We start from the raw sequence: 20,089 nt of genomic DNA, 5'->3' as shown, positions 1-20,089 counted from the left end.
GTCCAGTTGCGCACTCTAACGACCAATCTCCAGACCATCAAGAAGGCCGCCGACGAACGCGTTTCGTAATGTCGGAAGCGGGTTTTAGACTGCCCCCTAGCGCGTCTCCTTATTGACGCGACGTAGTCCCGAAATGAGCCGCATGGCAATTGCCATGCGGCTTCTATCCTGTTTGAGAGATGCTCTGTGGATGACGCCGTTTCCCTCCGTTTCGAAGTGCGTTCGGGGCACTATTGCGGTCTGACCGGCAAGACGGATCTTCAAAAGTGTTTAATCGGCAGCGGCTTCGATGCCGATTTGGTCTTTGTCGAGCAGGGACTGGCACCGCATCACCTTCGTGTAACTCTTCTTGGCAAGTCGATCGAACTGGAGGCGCTTGCACCCGGACTCAGTATCGAGGGCAACCGGAATATCGCCGCAGGCCAGTCCGTTGTTGTGCCCCTTCCTGTCGTCCTGCTCGTAGGCGAGATGTCCATTGCTTTGTCCGTGCAGGATGCAGAGCCGCCTGGTTCGACCGGCATACCGCGCCTACCGATCGGTGTGCTCGCCATGGTCATAATCAGCTCACTCGGGATCGGCGCGCTTTCAGGCACGATCTCCTATCTTGGCAATGCAAGTGGATCGAGCCCCAATTCACTTCGGGCTGAAGTCGCGTCCAGAACGATCAGTCACCGCGCTGACAATGAACTTACGGAGGCAGCGGCCCAAGAGCTGCAGGAGGAAGTCGATCGAGCGGGTCTTCTCGACGTCAAGATTGGGTCGGCAAAGGGTGTTGTGACCGCCGAAGGCACCGTCACGTCTGAATCGGTCATCAGCTGGCAGAAGCTTCAGCAATCGTTCGATCGTCGCACCAAGGGTACTCTAACACTGGTGAACGGAGTGCTCATCAAAGAGGAGAAGGCGCCATCCGCAATCGCGGTCGAAGCTGTGTGGCATGGGGTCCAACCATATATTGTCATCGACAGCGAGAAGTATTTTGTCGGCGCCATTTTGGCTGATGGATGGGTGGTCGAACGTATTGAGGACAGCCGTGTGCTGCTGAGCAGGAATGGCCGCATTGCTGCTCTCCAATATTGAAAGCTCGCAGGCCCCATCAAGCAGCACTCTATGGCCAGCCAAACATCCTGTCGCGCTCGGTGCTGACAAGCTGGCTGCGTTGGAAACATTTGCTGCCCAGCCATTTCGCGCCTGCTTGTGGCTCTCATGCAGGGTCACGCGCTGGCCAAGGCTGAGGCGCCTTCGGAGTTCGAAAGCCACGTTTCATGGCGTAACAGCAGAGTAAGTCTCAACCGATTGCAAAGGTGTCTCGATGGCCAACGTCCTGCGTGACTTCATCAAGCGTGCGCCGGCCAGCCCGGATTTAATGGTTGCGTTGATGCTGCTTCTGGCTGTCGCGATGATGGTCATGCCTATCCCGGTCGTGGTGGTCGACGCCCTGATAGGATTCAATATGGGGTTGGCCATACTGCTGATGATGGTTGCCCTGTATGTCAGTACTCCACTTGATTTTTCCTCTTTGCCCGGCGTTATTTTGATTTCCACTGTATTCCGTCTCGCGCTCACGGTCGCAACGACGCGACTGATCCTGGCCGAGGGGGAGGCCGGCAGCATTATTCATACTTTTGGCGATTTCGTCATTTCAGGCAATATCGTGGTGGGTTTCGTCATATTTCTGGTCGTCACCATGGTGCAATTCATGGTCCTCGCGAAGGGTGCCGAACGGGTGGCAGAAGTGGCGGCGCGTTTCACGCTGGATGCTCTGCCGGGCAAGCAAATGGCGGTCGACGCAGAGCTACGCAACGGCCACATCGATGCCAACGAATCCCGCCGGCGGCGCGCCGAATTGGAGAAGGAAAGCCAACTCTATGGCGCGATGGACGGCGCGATGAAATTTGTGAAGGGCGATTCCATCGCCGGGCTGGTGGTTATCTGCATCAACATGCTGGGTGGAATTTCGATCGGCCTGCTCTCCAAGGGCATGTCCTTCGGCGAGGTACTGCATCACTACACTCTGCTGACGATAGGCGATGCATTGATATCGCAGATTCCGGCCCTTCTGCTCTCCATTACTGCGGCGACCATCGTCACCCGTGTGACTGGGACGGCGAGGATCAACCTCGGTACAGAAATGGTCAGTCAGCTCACGGCCAGCACTCGAGCCTTGCGACTGGCGGCCGGCGTCCTGGTTGTAATGGGGTTCGTTCCTGGGTTTCCCCTCCCCGTCTTTCTGATGCTGGCCGCAGTGTTCGCTGCGGTAAGCATTGTCAAGGCTGATGTGCTGGGCGCCGGCACTGCCGATGCGAAAGGTGGAACTGCAGCGGAGCCTAAGCAAGCCGCGCCTGCGAAGGAATTCCCGATCGCATTTTTTCTAGCGCCAGATCTTATGCAGGCGGTCGATCAAGCCGAATTGCAAAAACATATTGGGCGCGTTTCGCTCCTGGTCACAGCCGATCTGGGCATTATCGTTCCTCGCATCCCTGTCTTGGTTGACGAGCAGCTGCCTGAATCGCAATTCCGAATTGATGTCGAGGGCGTGCCAGTCGAACAGGACGCCTTAGATCCAAACCAGATGGCGCTCCGAGCCGATGTAGCGCACGTCGACTCGAGCGGTGTCCCCCTTAGACGTGAGCCGAAAACGGACACACTCCCGGTTGAACATACCCCTGCAAAGGCCCTTACGGGCGCCGGCACGGAGCATAGGGCTCCCGGCGAACTCCTCGCCTTGCGCGTCCATGCAGCGTTGACCCGCTACGCACCGCGATTGGTGGGCATCCAAGAGACCCGACATTTCCTGGGCCGAATGGAGCAGGAATATTCTGAGCTTGTGAAAGAGGTGCTACGCACGACGCCGATTCCTCGGATTGCCGATGTTCTGCGCCGCCTCCTGGAGGAAGGTATCCCAATCCGCCACACCCGTCTCGTGTTGGAGGCATTGGCCGAATGGAGCGAGCGTGAGCAGAACGTTGCCCTGCTGACGGAATATGTCCGTTCTGGTTTGAAGCGACAGATCTGCCACCGCCATGCCAACACGGAGGGCATCGTGTCCGCCCTGGTCGTCGAGCGCGAGAGCGAGGATGTGATGCGTGGCGCGGTTCGAGATTCGGATGCAGGCCCCTATCTCGCACTGGAGGATCGGCAAAGCGAAGCGATGCTATCACAGATACGTCAGGTCCTTTCGAACGCAGAACCGGGTCAAACCCGCCCTATTCTGTTGACGTCGATGGATGTCCGACGTTTCGTCCGCGGCTTTCTGACGCGAAACGGGGTTGATCTCGCCGTGCTGTCTTATCAAGACCTCGCCTCCGACTTTACAATTCGCCCCGCAGGATCCGTCACACTCCCGCACGGATCGAACAGCGGATTGTTAGAGTAGTCCCACCTTTCCTAACTGAACGCCACGCGCCTCCCCGATAACTGAGAGATAACATGAATAGTAATACAGTTTCTCCATCGCCTATGTTTCTGCGCCGGAACTCACTTCTTTTTGCCGTACTCGCCATTCTGCCTTTGGGCGGTTGCGCCAGCTGGCAAAAGCCGGCTCTTTCCGTGCAGGAGACATCTTCCCCCGAGTTGCTCAGCGCCGATCAAATCGATCCGGCTATGCGCGAACGCATTTTGCGCGAAGTTGGTCAGGATGTTCAAGAGCGGGCTTTGCGGGATGAGGTGAAGCAGCACCCGGACAATGTTGATGCGGCGATACGACTTACAAATGCCTTGGTGGGCCAGAAGCGCCCGCACGAAGCGGTTGAGGTGCTCGACAGCGTCTTGGTTGCAGCCCCAGGAAACGTACGTGCATTGAATGCGAAGGGCGTGATTTTGGACATTGAGGGGCGGCATGACGCGGCACAGGCCCTGTATCGGCGAGCTCTCGAAAACGAGCCAGGCAATCAGATGGTGCAGCATAACTTCAATCTGTCGCTTGCCTTTAACGGCAAGTCCAAACAACCAAGGTTAGCACGATCGCAATAGGTGGGCACAGTGCATGCGCAGCCTGTTCCCCGGCTCGAACACGCGCTCGGCTCCCATCATAGATGGCCCCCTGAAGAGAGCCATATCTATGCAAAACAGTTGCTCCAGATCTGGCCGGCAGAGATCGGCAGGAGAGCCGGATGACATCACGCGGCCACCCGCAAGGCCACCCGCCTCGCTTCGTTGCCAGAGCGCCCTCTCCCTCGCCGGTCACCGTCTCGCAATGCGGCGACCTGGCTTAAGGCGGTCGACCGAGCGCCCGATGCAGTAGCCATGAATACGTAACGCAGCGATGGACCCGCCGGATCGTGTCGCGCTTGTGCTGGCCGTCCCTGCCATTACAGCACGGTGATTGTAGCTGGATCCTATTCTAGAGGCATCGATGGTGTGGATGCCTTCGATCCAAACAATCGATTTGTTGAATTCGTCCGCCTGAGGAAATTAGCTGCGGCGATCCGACTTCCGACGCCTGCAGGCGCAAAACCAACAGCGTGAGCGCTGCGGGTCCGGAGGCAGGCTGCAAAGTGCAATCACCAGCGCTGATAAGCGGCAAGTGAAGAATGTATCGCTCGGGCGACTCCTGTGTTGTGCACGGTTGCCCCGCGAGGTGAACTGTAGCAGCTTGGCAGCTCAGCGTTCACGAAAGGAGAAAAGATTTGGGGCCAAGCAAAGACCGGCTTTTTTGATTGTCTTGCTGTATCGCTATGGTGGGGCGGGCGCGACCGCTCCCATAATTCAATACGCTGCCTTTAGCGATGGACGATGACGGGATGCGTCGCCGAGACTTCAATGGTGGAGGAGCAGCGCACCCGTCGATCCATTTGCTTTCAGCGGCAACCGCCACTATGAAGCGACACTTCGCCCAACTGTGTTTCAAGCTGCCCGGAGAAGTTTATGACAGAAGAACCCCACAAGACCGACATCCTCATCGAGCTCACTGCCGATGTTGTATCAGCCTACGTCTCCAACAACCCCGTCCCGGCGGGGGAGCTTCCTGCCCTGATCGCCCAAGTGCACGGGGCTCTAAACGGCACGGCTGGACTCATACCGGCAGAAGAGCCTGTGCCTGTAAAAAAACCTGCTGTCCCGATCAAAAAGTCGATCGAACCGGACTACATCATTAGCCTTGAAGACGGCAAGAAATTCAAATCGCTAAAGCGCCATCTGGCGACGCACTATGGTCTGACCCCAGACGAATATCGCGCCAAATGGGGTCTGCCGTCGGATTATCCCATGGTGGCGCCGAATTACGCCGCTGCGCGCTCCGCCTTGGCCAAGACCATGGGACTCGGCCGCAAACCGAAAGAGCCGGAAGCCCCAGCCACGGCGCCGGCGAAACGGACCCGCAAGAAGGTCGCAGCCTAAATCCGTATCAACAGTCGTTCGGACGCGCAGCAGCCGTTGGCCCAATCTGCGCGGAATCAAAGGGCGGGGATGAGCCCCGCCTTTCCCGTCCAAGAGCCTCATTTCCAGAGTAATTCATGATGGCTCCAGCAATCCCTGCCGCGGCATTAACTTGCATGCTCCGGCCCGGGTTTCGAGCCGTCAATGCGTTCCGGCGATGACGAACCTTGCCAAGGCTTTCCCGGACCGTTAGCCAGCCTTGCTGAGGCTGCCTGCAGAGGACTTTCCCGTGCGGCGATCCTGTTCCACCTCGTAGTTGATCTTCTGGCCCTCATTAAGGGTCGACAGGCCCGCTCGTTCAACAGCGGAAATGTGGACAAAGACATCCTGACCGCCGTTGTCAGGCTGAATAAAACCAAAACCCTTCGTGCTGTTGAACCACTTCACCGTTCCAGTCGCCATATCCATTCCTTTGTAATAAGTCGCAACTTAGGCAGGCCATTCACGCCAGCCTGATTTGTACACGAGACTTTAGGCGCATCAAAATCGGAAAATTGCAAGGCCCACTCGATCGCCTGATCTCCAGCAGCAACTGCAACATATGCGAGGCGCGTGCCAGACGAGGCGTATGCCAGACGTTTCGTCGTGCGCTGTCGCTCGAACGTTGACAGAAACAATGACACACCTTGCAAACTCGGCACATCTTGTGGACGTGCTCGGGTCGCTTCTCGACTGCGATACCCGCTCCTGACCGGGTATCGTCGGCCAAAATGAGGGTTTTTGTCATGTGCCGCCAGACCGAAAGATCAGGCGCGCAGCGACCTGCACATTCAAACCGGAACCCGCGAACCTCGATTAGCTTCTGCCTGCTCCGAAGGGCGGTAGCCTGCTCTGAGGCGGGCCACTGTCGGGTTGAAAACCAACTGTCGGGTTCGGAACCCCAGATTGTCGGCAAGGTACGCGCCGCCCACTGGTTGGCCAAAGGGCACTGGCTCCTGATCCTGCCGCCATGCTCGCCCGATCTCAACCCGATCAAGACAGGTCTGCTCAAAACTCAAGGCGCGGCTGCGGAAGAAGGCGGCCAAAACTTTCGACGCTCTCTGCGGAACTCTCGGCGATATCTGCCAGCTGCTGGAGCCAAATCAAAAACCATTAATTGCGACAGGTGATTTTATGACATTCATTGCGAAGAGGCCAGAATGAACAGCGGAAGAGAGTAGCAGCTCTCTGGTCGCGGCGAGGTGGATCGTCGACACGATCGGCACCTGGCCCGTGCGGGGATCGCACCGCAGCCAGCACCAGAGCCAGACCTTGACCGCTTGCCTTGCTCAGGCGCCACAACAACGAGTGGCTGGAAGCAGATCCACGTGAACTCAGCGATATCGATCAGACGATGCTTACCCTCATGAAAGCCGATCCCGACGCTGTCCAGCGCCGCGAAATCCTGACCAGCATATGGCGCATCGGATGCCACCGCCTGCACACTCACCATCGACATGCCGGAACTCGGAACCAAAGGCCGCAAGCCTCGCCGGCCTCGGCAAAATGGAGCGGCCGCGCCTGGGCGGCCGGGCCAATGTTCGCCAGGCCCTCTACATGCCCGGCCCTTCGCCCTGCGCTTCAACCCCGACCTCAAGGCAAAATACCAGGCGCTAAAGGCGGCAGGCAAACCCGCAAAGGTCATCATCTTGTTGCGAAAGCTCCTCATCCTAGCAAACGCTCTCCTCAAGGCGCAGCGAAAATGGCCCCTAAAACCCTTGACCGAAACGGATACCTTAGCCTTTCAGGTGAGGCGGGCCGAGATAGACCAACCGCGGGTTTAACTTCGCGAGTTTAAGCTGATTATGCCGATGCAACTCTAGCGCCTGCGCGACCGTTTTAGCTTCCATCAACAAGGCGGCAGGGTGGGAGGAAGTACCCTCCCCTGCCGCGAACAAGCTTTGGACAAAGCCCCACCTTGTCCGTAATGTGATCGGGAGGCCGGGGCGCGGCGGTGCTCAGCGGATGTGACGCGCGAGATCTGCGACCCTACCCATCAGCACTTCCATCGGTCCTCGCTGGAAGACGCGCAGCCAAAGCACCGCAAAAGTGCTGATAACCACAACGAAGCCAAAGAGCGTGGACAGGCTCTCGTCTTTGAAAATGTTTATCTTCATAAGATAGGCTATTCCCGCAATGTGCAGCACATAGGCCGTCAAAGACATCGAGCCGACTGCGATTATTGGCCAGACCAGCTTTCGCAGACGCGGGAGCGCATCCACAGCGAGCATGCAAGCCGCCAAGATGATCATTGCGCAACCGGTGCTGCCCACGATCGAAAGCGTCGTTTCGCTATGAGGTGCGGCTATCCATGACGACTTGACTATAAATGACGACTTGGAAGGCTCAAAAGCGCCGTCAACGTCAGACCACCACAAGGAGGTTTCAGTCAAAGCGCGGGAACTCAGCGCGAGCAAGGATCCCCCATGGCCCAACACGGCCAGCGCGACCCCCGCCAGACCAAGGCGCCAATGCGCTGCTAGCGTATTAAGATTAAGGCGCGCGATGGCCATGCCAGCGATGAGGAAAGGAACCCAGGTCACCGCGGGATAGTAGCCGTTGACCATGAGGTTGAAGACCGGGTCGAGGAGGTTGGGGGCAACCGACAGAAGGGAGGAACGGACTTGCGGGAGAACTAATGCCGTAGCGGCAGCGATCAAGCCCAGCTGATATGCGCTGAGCCGATGGAGCGGCAATACCAACAAGAAGCAAATTCCGTAGTATTCTAGGATGACTTCGACCTGGGTACCGAGGCAGCCCAGGATTGAGCCAAGCGCGAGCAAAACAAGGGCACGAATTGCGACTCTGGCGATGGCCTGTCTACCGGCTATCCCCGACTTCGGCGCCTTGCGACCTGTAATCAGGAGGATTGAAAAACCGGCCAATACGGCAAACAGGGCCGACGGCCGCCCATGGGTTAGTTCCATCAGAAACCCGACTAGTCCTCCTTCGCCGGGGTCGGGACCGAGATGGGCGGCATACATCCCGAAGACAGCCAGGCCCCGAGCGAGGTCGATGCCGACCAGCCGATCTACTACCGACCCATTCCTAGCGTCGGCAACCGGTGCCTTCATTACCATGGTAGATTCCCTTGCTGGGTGTGTGGATCGCGGGAGCCGCGATAGGAGAGCCGGTCGGCTGCTGCCGTCGCCTCGTGAAAGGGTTCAAAACATCGCGCCATCTGGCGCATCGAGCCGGCGACAGAGCTGTTCAGCCATTAGCCTGGGGTAAGAACAACAGATCGGCTCACAAAGCCTGTGTCACGGACCTGAAAAGTGGTGTCGCGGAACCGTCGTTTTTTGCATGATGGCTAAGCCGAGAGATCCACTGCACCGACGAGAGACTCAGCGACGTTAGATATCCGATCAGTACGCCGCGGCTCCGCCGGTGACGATCACCCCGGGTGTCAAGGCCAGGGCGTAAACCTGCCATAATCTGTGGTAGTGCGCCCGCGACCAATCCGTTCGACAAAGCTCGGCGCATGGTCGAGCCAATCATATTCTTCCATGTGGCTGTTGCCTGAAAAACCGAAGACGCCGTTCGCTGGTCCAGCTGTTCCAGACCTCGGCCTGCGTCGGTCATTAGAACCGGCGCGCCTGTTTCCCAAATCAATTTGCTGATGCAGCCGCCGGGGGTCACATTGAGCAAAAGTGCCGAGGTCAGGACGGGTTTCATAGGGGCTCTTCGTTTGGCTTTGTTAACGACCCCTTTCTTGCAAGTTGTAGCTGACAGCAGCCTGAAAGCTCCCCAAATAATTCGCTGCCGCCGGTTCAGCCTATTGTCAGCTTCGACCAATAAGATGGGAGCCTTGCCCTCATACCGGAGCTCGGCAGCATGATGCGAATACTGCTCACTGAAGACGATAAGGACCTTGGAAGTGCTATGCACGATCATTTGGTGGCTGGTGGCCACGCGGTCGACTGGGCCAAGAACCTGTCCGAAGCGCGCGATTATGCAGCTGTGGTCGGCTACGACCTTATTTTGCTCGACGTTCACCTGCCGGACGGCAATGGGATCGACTATCTGCGGGAGCTGATCAAGGAACTTGAATCGGCACCGGTCATCATTCTGACAGCCTGCGATCGGATTTCGCATCGCATCGAGGGCTTCAACGCTGGAGCCGACGACTATTTGGTCAAGCCGTTCGATCTGGGGGAACTCTCAGCGCGTATCCATGCAGTGGCACGTCGCCATGGGCATTTTCCGGAGCCGCAATTTTCGGTTGGGACGCTTTCCATACAGGCAGCCGAGCGACGCCTCTTCCGCGACGGGCAGGAGGTCTACCTGACTTGACGCGGATGGGCGGTGCTCGACTACCGTCTGCCCCAGCCCTGCACGGTCGTTTCAAAAGGGAAGATCGTGGACGCGCTTTTCGGCAGACGGCGCTGATTCATACTCTAAAAGAAAATTCGGCTTCCAGTTGCCTTGGCCATGACTGCCCTTCCCGAAAGATGGGTGACAGTTCATTCCGGATAGATGGGTTACACTTTCGGCCCTTTGCAAGGAGAGCAAGGTGCCTTGGAAGGAGTGTAACGTCATGGAAGAGCGGCTGAAGTTCGTCGCCCGGCTGCTGGACGGCGAGAAGATGGCGGTGCTTTGCCGGGAGTTCGATATCTCGCGCAAGACCGGCTACAAGATCCTCACGCGCTACAACGACAGCGGCCTGGAGGGGCTGACGGACCGATCGCGGCGGCCCTATCGCCACGCCAATCAGCTTCCGTTTCAAATCGAGAAGCTGATTGTGCGCCTCAAGCAAGACAAGCCGACATGGGGTGCGCCGAAGATACGCGAGCGGCTGGCCCGGCTGTATCCGGATGTGCACCGGCCCGCGATCTCGACCGTGCATGCCGTGCTCGACCGCCGGCATGGTCGAGCGCCGCAAGCGCAGGCGCAACAGGGCGACGGGGACACCACTTTCAAACGGCTGTCGCCCTAACGATCTTTGGTGTGCCGACTACAAGGGCGAGTTCGGCAGAGAACACGGCCGGGACAGGGGATCACAAACACTTGACCGTTCCAGACCCTGGCAGTGGCGCATCGATTGACCGTTGGCTCTGTTCGTGGGCACCGAAAATAGGGCCTTCTTGGTCCTCGGCAGAGAATATGGCCCGGACGGGGGATAACAAACACTTGACCGTTCCAGACTCTGGCAGTGGCGCATCGATTGACCGTCGACTCTGTTCGCGAGCGCCGAAAATACGGACGACCCCTATGGTCAAAGTGCACTTCTGACCTGCTAGGCACTGTTCGATAACTGGAGGCACCCGCTACGGTGCCCTCGTATTTAAGACACCTGTCAGTTTCAAGCCTGGACATTGACGCGTGGCGCGGCTGCCATTCGTTGACCGCCACGTCGAATTGCCCGCCAACCAGTGTACAGCCGCCGGTGGTCACATTGAGCAAAAGTGCCGAGATCAGGAGGGGTTTCATAAGGCCTCTTCGTTTGGCTTTGTTAACGACCCCTTTCTTGCAATTGTAGCTGACAGCAGCCTGAAAGCCCCCAGATATTCGCTGGCGCCGGTTCAGCCTACTGTCAGCTTCGATCAATAAGGCAGGAGCCTTGCCCTCATACCGGAGCTCGGCAGCCTGATGCGAATACTGCTCATTGAAGACGACGACGACCTTAGAAGTGCTGTGCACGATCATTTGGTGGCTGGTGGCCACGCGGTCGACTGGGCCGAGGGCCTGTCCGGAGCGCGCGGTCATGCAGCTGTGGCCGGCTACGACGTTATTTTGCTCGACGTTCACCTGCCGGACGGCAATGGCATCGACTATCTGCGGGAGCTGATCAAGGGGCTTGATACAACGCCGGTCATCATTCTGACAGCCCGCGATCGGATTTCGCACCGCATCGAGGGGCTCAACGCTGGCGCCGACGACTATTTGGTCAAGCCGTTCGATCTGGGGGAACTCTCGGCACGCATCCGTGCAGTGGCACGTCGCCAAGGGCATTTTCCGGAGCCGCAATTTTCGGTTGGGACGCTTTCCATACAGGCAGCCGAGCGACGCCTCTTCCGCGACGGGCAGGAGGTCCACCTGTCTGGACGCGAATGGGCGGTGCTCGACTGCCTTCTACGCCGGCCCGGTTCGGTCGTTTCAAAGGGGAGGATCGAGCACGCGCTTTATTCATTCAATTCGGAGTTCGAGAGCAACACAGTGGAGGTTTATGTCAGCCGGCTCCGCAAGAAGATCGGCGGGGATAGAATAGCAACCGTGCGTGGCTCCGGATACAGGCTCGTGGTCACATGACGAACTCGAACAGCATGACGAGAAAGCTGATATCGTGGTTAGGCGGGGCAACGCTCCTGGTTTGGATCGCCGCCCCAACCATTGCTGCGTTCATTTTTTGCAATAATGTAAACGAAAGTTCGGATGACTTGCTCCAGGCGAGCGCAGAGTACAGAGAACCAGAGCTGATCAAGGTCTTGAATGGAAAACACGTTGATCAATACAATAACCACTTGCCAACTTATAAAAAGTACTGGACCTATCGTGAGCAGGTTATTAATAAGTACGGGGTAGTGCTTATTTCCGAACCGGAAGAGGGTCAGCAGCCCTTCCCTGATGCTCCCCTGAGTAACGGCTTTTGGGGAAACGCTGATTACCGCGTCTACACAGAGGAGATCCAAGACGGCGTGTATCATCAGTTGGCCGAACCGCTTGATGGCCGCCGTACCACAATCGCGAAGGGCGCACTTTTTGTCTTCCTTCCGACACTCGTGCTCCTGCCCTTTAGCTTAGCTGTTTGGTGGATCGTGATCCGGCGCTCGCTGCGGCCAATCGAGGTACTGCGACAGCAGATCGGATCGCGCGACGGCGGCAATCTGTCACCAATGGACTTGGGCGATTTCCCGGCAGAGTTGGCTCCAATCGCGGCATCCGTCAATCGGCTTCTCGATCGTCTGCGGGCGGCTCTCGAGGCCGAACGCGAGTTCGCCGCAAACAGTGCGCATGAACTGCGCACGCCGATCGCAGGTTCAATCGCTCAGATGCAGAGATTAGTGGCCGAGCTTCCCAATGGGTCGGCCAAAATGCGTGCGCGCGGCATCGAGCAAGCGCTGTCGAGCCTTGGCCGCCTTGTCGAAAAAGTGCTTCAGCTCGCTCAAGCCGAATCGGGGGTTGGCATGGCGGATCACGCGATCGATCTTGTCCGATCGGTTCGGCTGGAAATCGACGACCTGAGGAAAAAGCCGCAATATGCCGGACGCCTGCATCTTAACGTCGACGGCTGCACCACTTTGATGCGCAAAGTGGATGTCGATGCGTTTGGGATCCTCCTTCGTAACCTGATCGAGAATGCGCTGATACATGGACTGCCCACTGTTCCGACAACAGTTTCCGTCCAAACTGATGGAACCATCGCTATTGCAAACGCCGGACCGGTGGTGCCCCTCCCCGACCTCGAAGGGCTTACAAAGCGATTTAGTCGTGGTGCTACTCCTGCTGCGGGCTCAGGCCTTGGTCTACATATCGCTAACATGGTTATCCAGCGGATCGGTGGCAGTCTAGAGCTTGCGTCGCCCGCCCGCGGTCGCAATGATGGTTTCGAGGCGATCATACGAATTCCTCAATGACACCGGTGAATTCGACGACAGTTGGACACAGGGCGGATTGCTGGCAAGGCTGCTGACAGGGCGAACTGTACGGCAGTATGTATACGGCGTAGAAATCGTACTTCACACAACGCATTTCGGCCGCGGCAATCAATGCCGCTATCATCGTCTGAGCAGTTCGATCGAAGCGACACGACATGATCGGCAAAATCGAAGGCTCCGCCTCACCGCTCGCTCGATTTCGCCCGGGGAGAAAAAAGGCCATCCGAGAAAGTGCAAGCCGCCGCGCAAAGGCGACGTGTCCAATTGTCTGGGTGCCCCTGTGCGCCGGCCCGATCGGGTTGGCGGGGTCCAGTAAGGACCCGGACCAACCATTCCATTTAGACGACCGGCAGGTTTTAATCGGCGTCCGGATCGCCGTCCCAAAATGCCCCAAGTATACGGCTAGAAAGGCTGCCAACGATCGAGCTTTGGTCGGAGGCGTGCTTGTCAGCGTCTTGGGTGCTTGACCGGCCTTTGCAATGGCCATCGCCATCGCAAGTATCGTGCGTGGCCAGTGAGACCGCAATTTCATCAGCCTGGAGCCGACCGTATCGGTGCTTTTTTATGATTTAGGGATTTTTCGTTTTCCTCTTGGATCATCACGGGTTTGGAGAGGATCTGGTGTTAAGTGCCATTCGGAGCGCCGGCGAACCGCCCGAAATTAATGTGGTCGAGTGATGAAGCCTCCCGAATGCGTTAAACGAGACCCTTTATGGCGGCCCTGGCTGACAACAGTCTGAAAGCTGCAAGCGGCATGCGAAAATGGGGCGATCCTGAATGACGACAGATGCTATCAACATGAAAGAGGCTCGCCCTGAAAGCTGAGCACGCTTTATGCTCAGGCTGCTGACAAGGCCAAAGCAGCGTAAGTGCGTAGTGAAATCCAAGGTCCACATGGGTCGTCGCGCGTCCCATGCGCCTGGGAAGGCGCCGGCCCGGCCAAGCTTTCCCAGCTCGTCCGCATGATGCTTCGCTGAGCGTCAATGGACGTTGGCGCGAGACCAAGGCGTCGTGCGTTGCAATCCGGACGGTCCAGGGTATCAGGAGTTTCACGGCCTCGGCCCGCTTGGCTGGCCACAGTTGAAGCTCCAACGTACCGGCTGGCACCGGGAAATTGGGCTCTGCGCTGCCTCAACGCTGATGGCACGGTCAATGCTTGCCTACCGATGGGGCCGCCCATGCCGTGATGCTGTCGGTCGACGTTCGCAAACCAGACCCTCGCGAGACCCAGCGAAGGGGCTCGCCGGTACGACGAGGGACCTTACCTCTTTATGCGCGGCATCATTAGCCTTACACGTCGTCCCTCGCGCTCGGGTCTTTGTGGGGCGGATGAAGTCCTGATCGCGGTGGCACTGCTGCATGTTTGCGTAAGACCCATCCAGTCACGATCGCGCTGTCCTTCGATGTCGCGGTGCTGATAGGCGGGCAGATCGGTGTGCGCGGCGCCCGCCAAAGGATCGTCGTCACGCCGGAGGAGGCGAGCGTCATAGCCGGCGCGCCGGCGAAAGGCGCTTTCTGTCGGATGCCCGACAATGTCGGATATCGCAAGTATCAAGGTTGGATCAAACCTTGCGAATCGGGGCTTTCTTACTTGGCACGGGGCATGCTCAGGTATCCGCAAACACCCAATGGATAACGAGCAGACTTCCCATGGCCTCACCATGCCGAAAGTTTCCCGGACGCATCCAAAGATGAGGCTCGCGTCAGGCCCAGCAACACGCTGACGGCTCATGTGGCTCGGCGTCGCGTGCCGATCCACTTTCTCCCAATAGGCGTTCGGGAGACATAGATCCTTCAAAATGAGGAACAGATCACTTTGCCAGGAACGCAGCCCATAACCCCACTCTCCCTACCAGAACTACCAAGCAAGCCCCGCACTCATGGGCTTCGCAGGACGTCCGTTGCGTCCGAGTTGGTCGGCGCGGGGCCGGCTCCGATCCCCGTCGCATGGGAGGACGGCAAGGCGAGGGATTTCGTGCTCGACAACGGCATGGAGGTGGTCGTCATTCCCAACCACCGGGCGCCGATCGTCACCCACATGGTGTGGTACAAGATCGGCAGCGCCGACGAGCCGCCGGGCAAATCCGGCATCGCCCATTTCTTCGAGCATCTGATGTTCAAGGCGACGACCAACCATGCGGGCGGCGAATTCGACCGCGCAGTGTTCGAGATCGGCGGCTCCAACAACGCCTTCACCTCCTCCGACTACACCGCCTTCTATCAGACAGTGGCGCCGTCGGCGCTCGAGCTGATGATGAGCTTCGAGGCCGACCGAATGCGAAACCTCATCCTGACCGACGATGTCGTCAAGACCGAGCGCGATGTGGTCATCGAGGAGCGCCGCTCAAGCACCGACACCAACCCGCAGGACGTTCTCCATGAGGAGATCGACGCGACGCTGTGGCAGAACCACCCCTATCGCATCCCGATCATCGGCTGGATGCAGGAGATCGAGCAGCTGAACCGCGTCGACGCCACCGTCTTCTATGAAAAGTACTACTGGCCCAACAACTCCGTGCTGATCGTGGCCGGCGATGTCGAACCGGACACGGTGCGGGCGCTGGCCGAAAAGACCTATGGCAAGGTGGCGCGCGGACCTGACCTGCCGCCGCGCATCCGGCCGGTTGAGCCCGAGCAGAACACCAGGCGCACCGTCACGCTCTCAGACGCCCGCGTCAGCGTGCCCAGTTTTTCGACGCAGTGGGTGGTGCCGTCCTACCACACCGCCAAGCCGGGCGAGGCCGAAGCGCTCGACCTGCTGGCCGAAATTCTCGGCGGCGGTAACCGCGGCCGGCTCTACCAGGCGCTCGCTGTCCAGCAAGGTATCGCTTCCAGCGCCCGCGTCTATTTCCAGGGCACTGTGCTCGACGACACCAAGTTCGCCATCTATGGCGCACCGCGCGGCGATGCCAAGCTGGCTGATCTCGAAGCGGCGGCCGCTGCCGAAGTTGCCCGCATTGCCGAGGATGGTGTCAGCAACGAGGAACTAGGCAAGGCCAAGGACCACTATTTGCTCAATATGATCTTTGCGGAAGACAACCTGGACTGGCTCGCCAGCATCTACGGCTCGACGCTGGCCACCGGCGGTACCGTGAAGGATGTCGAGGAACGGCCGAATCGCATCCGCAAGGTTACCCCCGAGCAAATCAAAGCAGTTGCCGCCCGCTATCTCGCGTTCGACCGTTCGACCACGGGCTATCTCTTGCCCAAGACGGAGAATCAAGAGATGACGCTCGGCGCTCGGCCCCATGCTGCGATGAACATCCAGGAGGTGAAGTCCGAAAAGGGCATCATCGCCTGGCTGGTGGAGGACCACACAGTGGAAATCGTCAACATCGGCTTTGCCTTCAAGGGCGGCACCAAGCAGGACCCGGTCGGGAAGGAGGGGATGGCCAAACTGATGGCCGGCCTGTTCATCGAAGGCGCTGGCCATTACGACAGCGGTGCCTTCCAGGTGAAGCTCGACCATGCCGGCGCCGAAATGAGTTTGGACGCGCAAAGCGACGACATCTACGGATCGATGTGCATGCTTTCCAAAAAGCAGGACGCGGCGTTCGGCCTGCTTCGGCTCGCGCTGAACGCGCCGCGCTTCGAGCAGGGGCCGATCGATCGCGTCCGCGCCGAGATTGTCTCCCGCATCGTCGGCAGCGAGCGAGACCCTAACGCCATCGCTCAGCGCAAATGGCTGCGCGCGATCTATGGCGCGCATCCTTGTTCAAGGCCGGGAGAAGGCACAAAAGAGAGCCTCCCCGGCATCACGCCGTCCGACCTCCGCGCCTTCCACCAGGCCATTTTCGCTCGCGACGGGCTCCATATTGCCGTGGTGGGTGACATTGACGCGAACACGTTGAGGGAAAGGCTTGACCAGCTGTTTGGTGATTTGCCTGAGCAACAAACCCTCGTCCCCGTCTACGATGTCGCGCCGAAACTCGGTCAACTGGTGGAGGAGAACTACGACCTGCCGCAGACTTCGCTGACGTTGGCCTGGCCTGGCGTGAAGCCTAGCGCGCCGGATTTCTACGCGGCCGTGCTGCTGAACGACATCCTTGGCGGCTCATACTTGACTTCCCGCCTTTACGAGGAGGTACGTCAAAAACGCGGCCTTGCCTATCACGTCAGCTCTGAACTAACCCTTGACTCGCTTCTGGTTACGACAGAGACACGCTCGGACTGCGCTGCCCAAACACTGAGCATCGTGCGAGATGTGGTAAAGCAGATGGCGCAGCAAGGACCGACCGGGGCCGAGCTCAAGGCGGCGAAGAAGCACCTGATCGGCGCCTATGCCATCGACCAACTGGGCTCGACCCGCTCGATTGCAGACCGGCTCCTGGATTTGCAGATTCACAAGGCCGACGTCGACTACAACCAGCGTCGCGCCCGCAGCATCGGTCGGGTGACGCTCAAACAGGTCAAGGCGGCGGCCAAAAAGCTGCTTTCGGCCGAGCCCGCCATTTTGGTGGTCGGCCCGCCGCTGGGCGGCAAGGATGAGTAAAGAAACTCATCACACCTTCCTTCTTCATCGGGGCTTCTCGTGGGAAGAGCGTTGGAGGCCCGTGGGCCAAGCAGATCATGCAGACGCGCGGAGTCGTTTTCGCCGACCTTGCGCGGCATTGGCGGTCCGGCGGCCTCTCGCCGAAATGGCGCTCCTCAGCATGTATGCCGCCTTTTTGCAGAATTCAGTCGCACGCCACCAGCAGGCATGGTGGATGAAGCAAACATCCGACTGCTTAATCCATCAATTGATGAACCGCGGGCACTCAAACTAACGAAACTGCTGTCTTTTCATCGGGCTAGCGTGGTCTACCAGCTGCTTTGCCGAGGCCCTACGACGAACCCACTGGTGCAGAATACACACTGACGGCCCGTCGACCTGGATGTTCGCTGCGTTGAGGAGGAATCCGGTATTGCCCCTGTGCCTGCCGATGATCCGTCGCCTGAAATCCCCGCACCTGTTTGGAGCCATCGACCGCCTGCCGGCACTCGGCAGACCAGTTGGCAATAAGACGTTCGAGGTCGTCAATCCGTCGACCGGCGAAGTTTTGGCAGAGCTTCCCGATATGGGCGTGGAGGAGACACGTGCTGCGGTAGACAAGGCCTATGTTGCGCAGTCGGGATGGGCCGCGTTGACGGCCCGAGAACGTAGCGACGTTCTTTGGCGATGGCATCAGCTGATCATCGACCATGCAGGCGATCTCGCCGCGATTCTGACTGCGGAAATGGGCAAGCCGCTTGCCGAAGCCATTTCAGAGGTATCGCATGCGGCGGCGTATCTGCAATGGTATGCCGAAGAGGCCAATCGCGTCTATGGGGAGACGATCTCGGCACCCTCGACAGACCGCCGAATGCTAGTGATCAAGCAGCCCATCGGCGTTGTTGGCACGATCACGCCATGGAATTTCCCGGCCTCCATGGTGGCGCGCAAAATCTCGCCGGCCTTGGCTGCGGGCTGCACAATCGTGCTCAAGCCCGCTGAACAGACGCCGCTTGTGGCTGGCGCAATGTTCGCCCTCGCCCATCAGGCCGGCTTTCCCGATGGCGTGGTCAACCTGATCTATGCGTCCGAAGGTGATCGCGTGGGCCGTGAACTCTGCACCAATTCCAAGATTCGAAAGATCAGCTTCACCGGTTCGACGGAGGTCGGACGGCTGCTGATGCGTCAGTGCTCTGACCAGATCAAGAAGGTCAGCCTTGAACTCGGCGGCAATGCACCTTTCATCATCTTCGATGATGCCGACATTGACGGTGCTGTTGACGGTGCGGTCCAGGCGAAGTTCCGCAATGCCGGCCAGACCTGCGTTTCCGCGAACCGCATTTACGTCCAATCGAGCGTTCACGATGAGTTCGTCAAGAAATTCGTGGAAAGAATCCGGCACTTGTCGGTTGGCGACGGATTCGATGCCGGAGTGGACATCGGACCGCTCATCGACAAGCATGCTCTGGCCAAGATCGAGTCTCACATCGCAGATGCCATTGCGAAAGGCGGCACAATACGATGCGGGGGCCAGCGTATCGGCAAGAATGGCACGTTTTTCGAACCCACGGTCCTCACCGAGATTTCCAGCGTCATGGCAGTCGCGCAAGAGGAGACATTCGGGCCGCTCGCGCCGATCATTCGCTTCAACGATGCGGATCAGGTCGTGCGCGAGGCCAATGACACGATCTACGGCCTCGCCGCATACTTCTATGCCTCAAACCTGAAGCGGGTCTGGCGTGTGGCAGAGGCTCTGGAATATGGCATGGTTGGCATCAACACGGGACGCATGTCCTCGGAGGCGGCACCGTTTGGCGGGATCAAACAATCCGGCATCGGGCGGGAGGGTTCCCGTCATGGCCTCGAGGACTATCTGGAAATGAAATATCTTTGCATGGGCGGGATTTGAAACCTGCTGCACTGTCTCTCCGCCCCACCGGGGGGCGGCCTGCGGTCAATGCCGCCACCTAATTGGAAGTTCCAAACGCCGTTGACCTGAAACACGGATGCCCGGCAGGAGACTGAGCTCGCTGCCGGGCCGGACATGCCTTGGGAGGGCATAAATCAGCGCTCCTAGGGCCGATGGGCCACTCAGTTCGTGCGCCTTTTGCCGATTGCGTTGCATGTGCCGTGCCAAGCCAAAAAGCATTGATAAACCGCCGATGGATCAGCTTTTGCCCTGTTGCGCATTCTACATTGTGGGATATGCGACAATGCCCAAGCGGTTGAATCGTCGTGTTGCAGAACCCCAGACGGGTCATGACTGCTATTCTTAGGACAGTGCGCAGCAAGCCGCTACTCGCTGCACTCCAGGCACACCATTTCCATAATCAAGCGGTGGGTGCTATGTCTGACCGAGCTGTCGACCAGGGAACGGTGTGAGGCCTCAAATCCCTCCATATTGTTGCACCCGCCGGTCCAACAGGACTGCAGGTCCGGACTCAAAGGATCTTGGCTGCTATGGCGACATTGCGGTGCACGCCGCTTTCCGACCAATGATGTGCGTCCAGGTCGAGGCCGGCCCTAATGAACCACCGCCTTGGCACCCTCGCCCATCTCATTTTCGGCATCGACAAGCTAGACCAGAGCGCACTTGCAAGGCGCCATGCAGTCCTGTCGGCGGGCGAACTGTTGGTGACGGGTACAGCTGCGAGCGAACGTTCATCCACCG

General features: G+C 58.6%; 11 protein-coding genes and 3 pseudogenes. 12 read left to right on the top strand and 2 right to left on the bottom strand.

The window, feature by feature from the left end; translation table 11 throughout:
• Nucleotides 1–186 precede the first annotated feature (186 nt).
• The 4 genes from EN745_RS01370 (at nt 187) to EN745_RS01355 (ending at nt 5,334) form a co-directional block, all read left to right on the top strand.
• Nucleotides 187–1,077, top strand: a complete 891-nt coding sequence (locus tag EN745_RS01370; RefSeq protein WP_024505382.1) for a hypothetical protein — start codon at nt 187–189, stop codon at nt 1,075–1,077.
• A 232-nt stretch (nt 1,078–1,309) separates the two neighbouring features.
• Nucleotides 1,310–3,373: a type III secretion system export apparatus subunit SctV gene (gene sctV / locus EN745_RS01365; protein ID WP_024505383.1), complete on the top strand. Its 2,064-nt coding sequence runs from the start codon at nt 1,310–1,312 to the stop codon at nt 3,371–3,373.
• Nucleotides 3,374–3,426: 53 nt separating this feature from the next.
• Nucleotides 3,427–3,969: a tetratricopeptide repeat protein gene (locus tag EN745_RS01360; protein ID WP_081714429.1), complete on the top strand. Its 543-nt coding sequence runs from the start codon at nt 3,427–3,429 to the stop codon at nt 3,967–3,969.
• Nucleotides 3,970–4,863: 894 nt separating this feature from the next.
• Complete coding sequence (locus EN745_RS01355; RefSeq protein ID WP_024505385.1) at nt 4,864–5,334, top strand: MucR family transcriptional regulator; 471 nt, start codon at nt 4,864–4,866, stop codon at nt 5,332–5,334.
• Between the two features lie 228 nt (nt 5,335–5,562).
• On the opposite strand, the gene EN745_RS01350 is transcribed toward EN745_RS01355, so the two are convergent.
• Entirely contained in the window at nt 5,563–5,775 is a 213-nt protein-coding gene (locus tag EN745_RS01350; protein WP_008874821.1) for a cold-shock protein, read from the bottom strand.
• A 524-nt stretch (nt 5,776–6,299) separates the two neighbouring features.
• Between EN745_RS01350 and EN745_RS36730 the strand changes: the two are divergent.
• Nucleotides 6,300–6,516 (top strand): annotated as a pseudogene (locus tag EN745_RS36730) (transposase); the annotation flags it as partial.
• Between the two features lie 794 nt (nt 6,517–7,310).
• On the opposite strand, the gene EN745_RS01345 reads toward EN745_RS36730, so the two are convergent.
• Complete coding sequence (locus tag EN745_RS01345) at nt 7,311–8,432, bottom strand: DUF418 domain-containing protein (protein ID WP_024505387.1); 1,122 nt, start codon at nt 8,430–8,432, stop codon at nt 7,311–7,313.
• 754 nt (nt 8,433–9,186) lie between these two features.
• Here EN745_RS01345 and EN745_RS01340 point away from each other — a divergent pair.
• The 7 genes and pseudogenes from EN745_RS01340 to EN745_RS01310 all read left to right on the top strand — a co-directional run bounded on the left by EN745_RS01340 (nt 9,187) and on the right by EN745_RS01310 (nt 19,327).
• The gene (locus EN745_RS01340; protein WP_224570033.1) at nt 9,187–9,645 is read left to right on the top strand and encodes a response regulator transcription factor; all 459 of its coding nucleotides are present in this window, start codon (nt 9,187–9,189) and stop codon (nt 9,643–9,645) included.
• Nucleotides 9,646–9,889: 244 nt separating this feature from the next.
• Nucleotides 9,890–10,322: pseudogene (locus EN745_RS01335) on the top strand (helix-turn-helix domain-containing protein); the annotation flags it as partial.
• Nucleotides 10,323–10,941: 619 nt separating this feature from the next.
• Nucleotides 10,942–11,601, top strand: a complete 660-nt coding sequence (locus tag EN745_RS01330; RefSeq protein WP_024505389.1) for a response regulator transcription factor — start codon at nt 10,942–10,944, stop codon at nt 11,599–11,601.
• The gene (locus EN745_RS01325; RefSeq protein WP_126063917.1) at nt 11,598–12,926 is read left to right on the top strand and encodes a HAMP domain-containing sensor histidine kinase; all 1,329 of its coding nucleotides are present in this window, start codon (nt 11,598–11,600) and stop codon (nt 12,924–12,926) included. The genes EN745_RS01330 and EN745_RS01325 overlap by 4 nt, the downstream gene beginning before the upstream one ends.
• Nucleotides 12,927–14,859: 1,933 nt before the next feature.
• Nucleotides 14,860–16,164, top strand: a pseudogene (locus EN745_RS01320) (pitrilysin family protein); the annotation flags it as partial.
• 9 nt (nt 16,165–16,173) lie between these two features.
• On the top strand, nt 16,174–17,439 hold the full coding sequence (locus EN745_RS01315; protein WP_236383468.1) for a pitrilysin family protein: 1,266 nt from the start codon (nt 16,174–16,176) through the stop codon (nt 17,437–17,439).
• Nucleotides 17,440–17,851: 412 nt separating this feature from the next.
• Nucleotides 17,852–19,327 (top strand): NAD-dependent succinate-semialdehyde dehydrogenase, encoded by a 1,476-nt coding sequence (locus tag EN745_RS01310; RefSeq protein ID WP_095486045.1) that lies wholly within the window; start codon nt 17,852–17,854, stop codon nt 19,325–19,327.
• The last annotated feature ends 762 nt before the right edge of the window (nt 19,328–20,089 follow it).

The sequence above is a fragment of the Mesorhizobium sp. M4A.F.Ca.ET.022.05.2.1 genome (assembly GCF_003998845.1).
Classification (GTDB): Bacteria; Pseudomonadota; Alphaproteobacteria; order Rhizobiales; family Rhizobiaceae; genus Mesorhizobium.
This window is presented reverse-complemented; position numbering and strand designations above follow the sequence as displayed.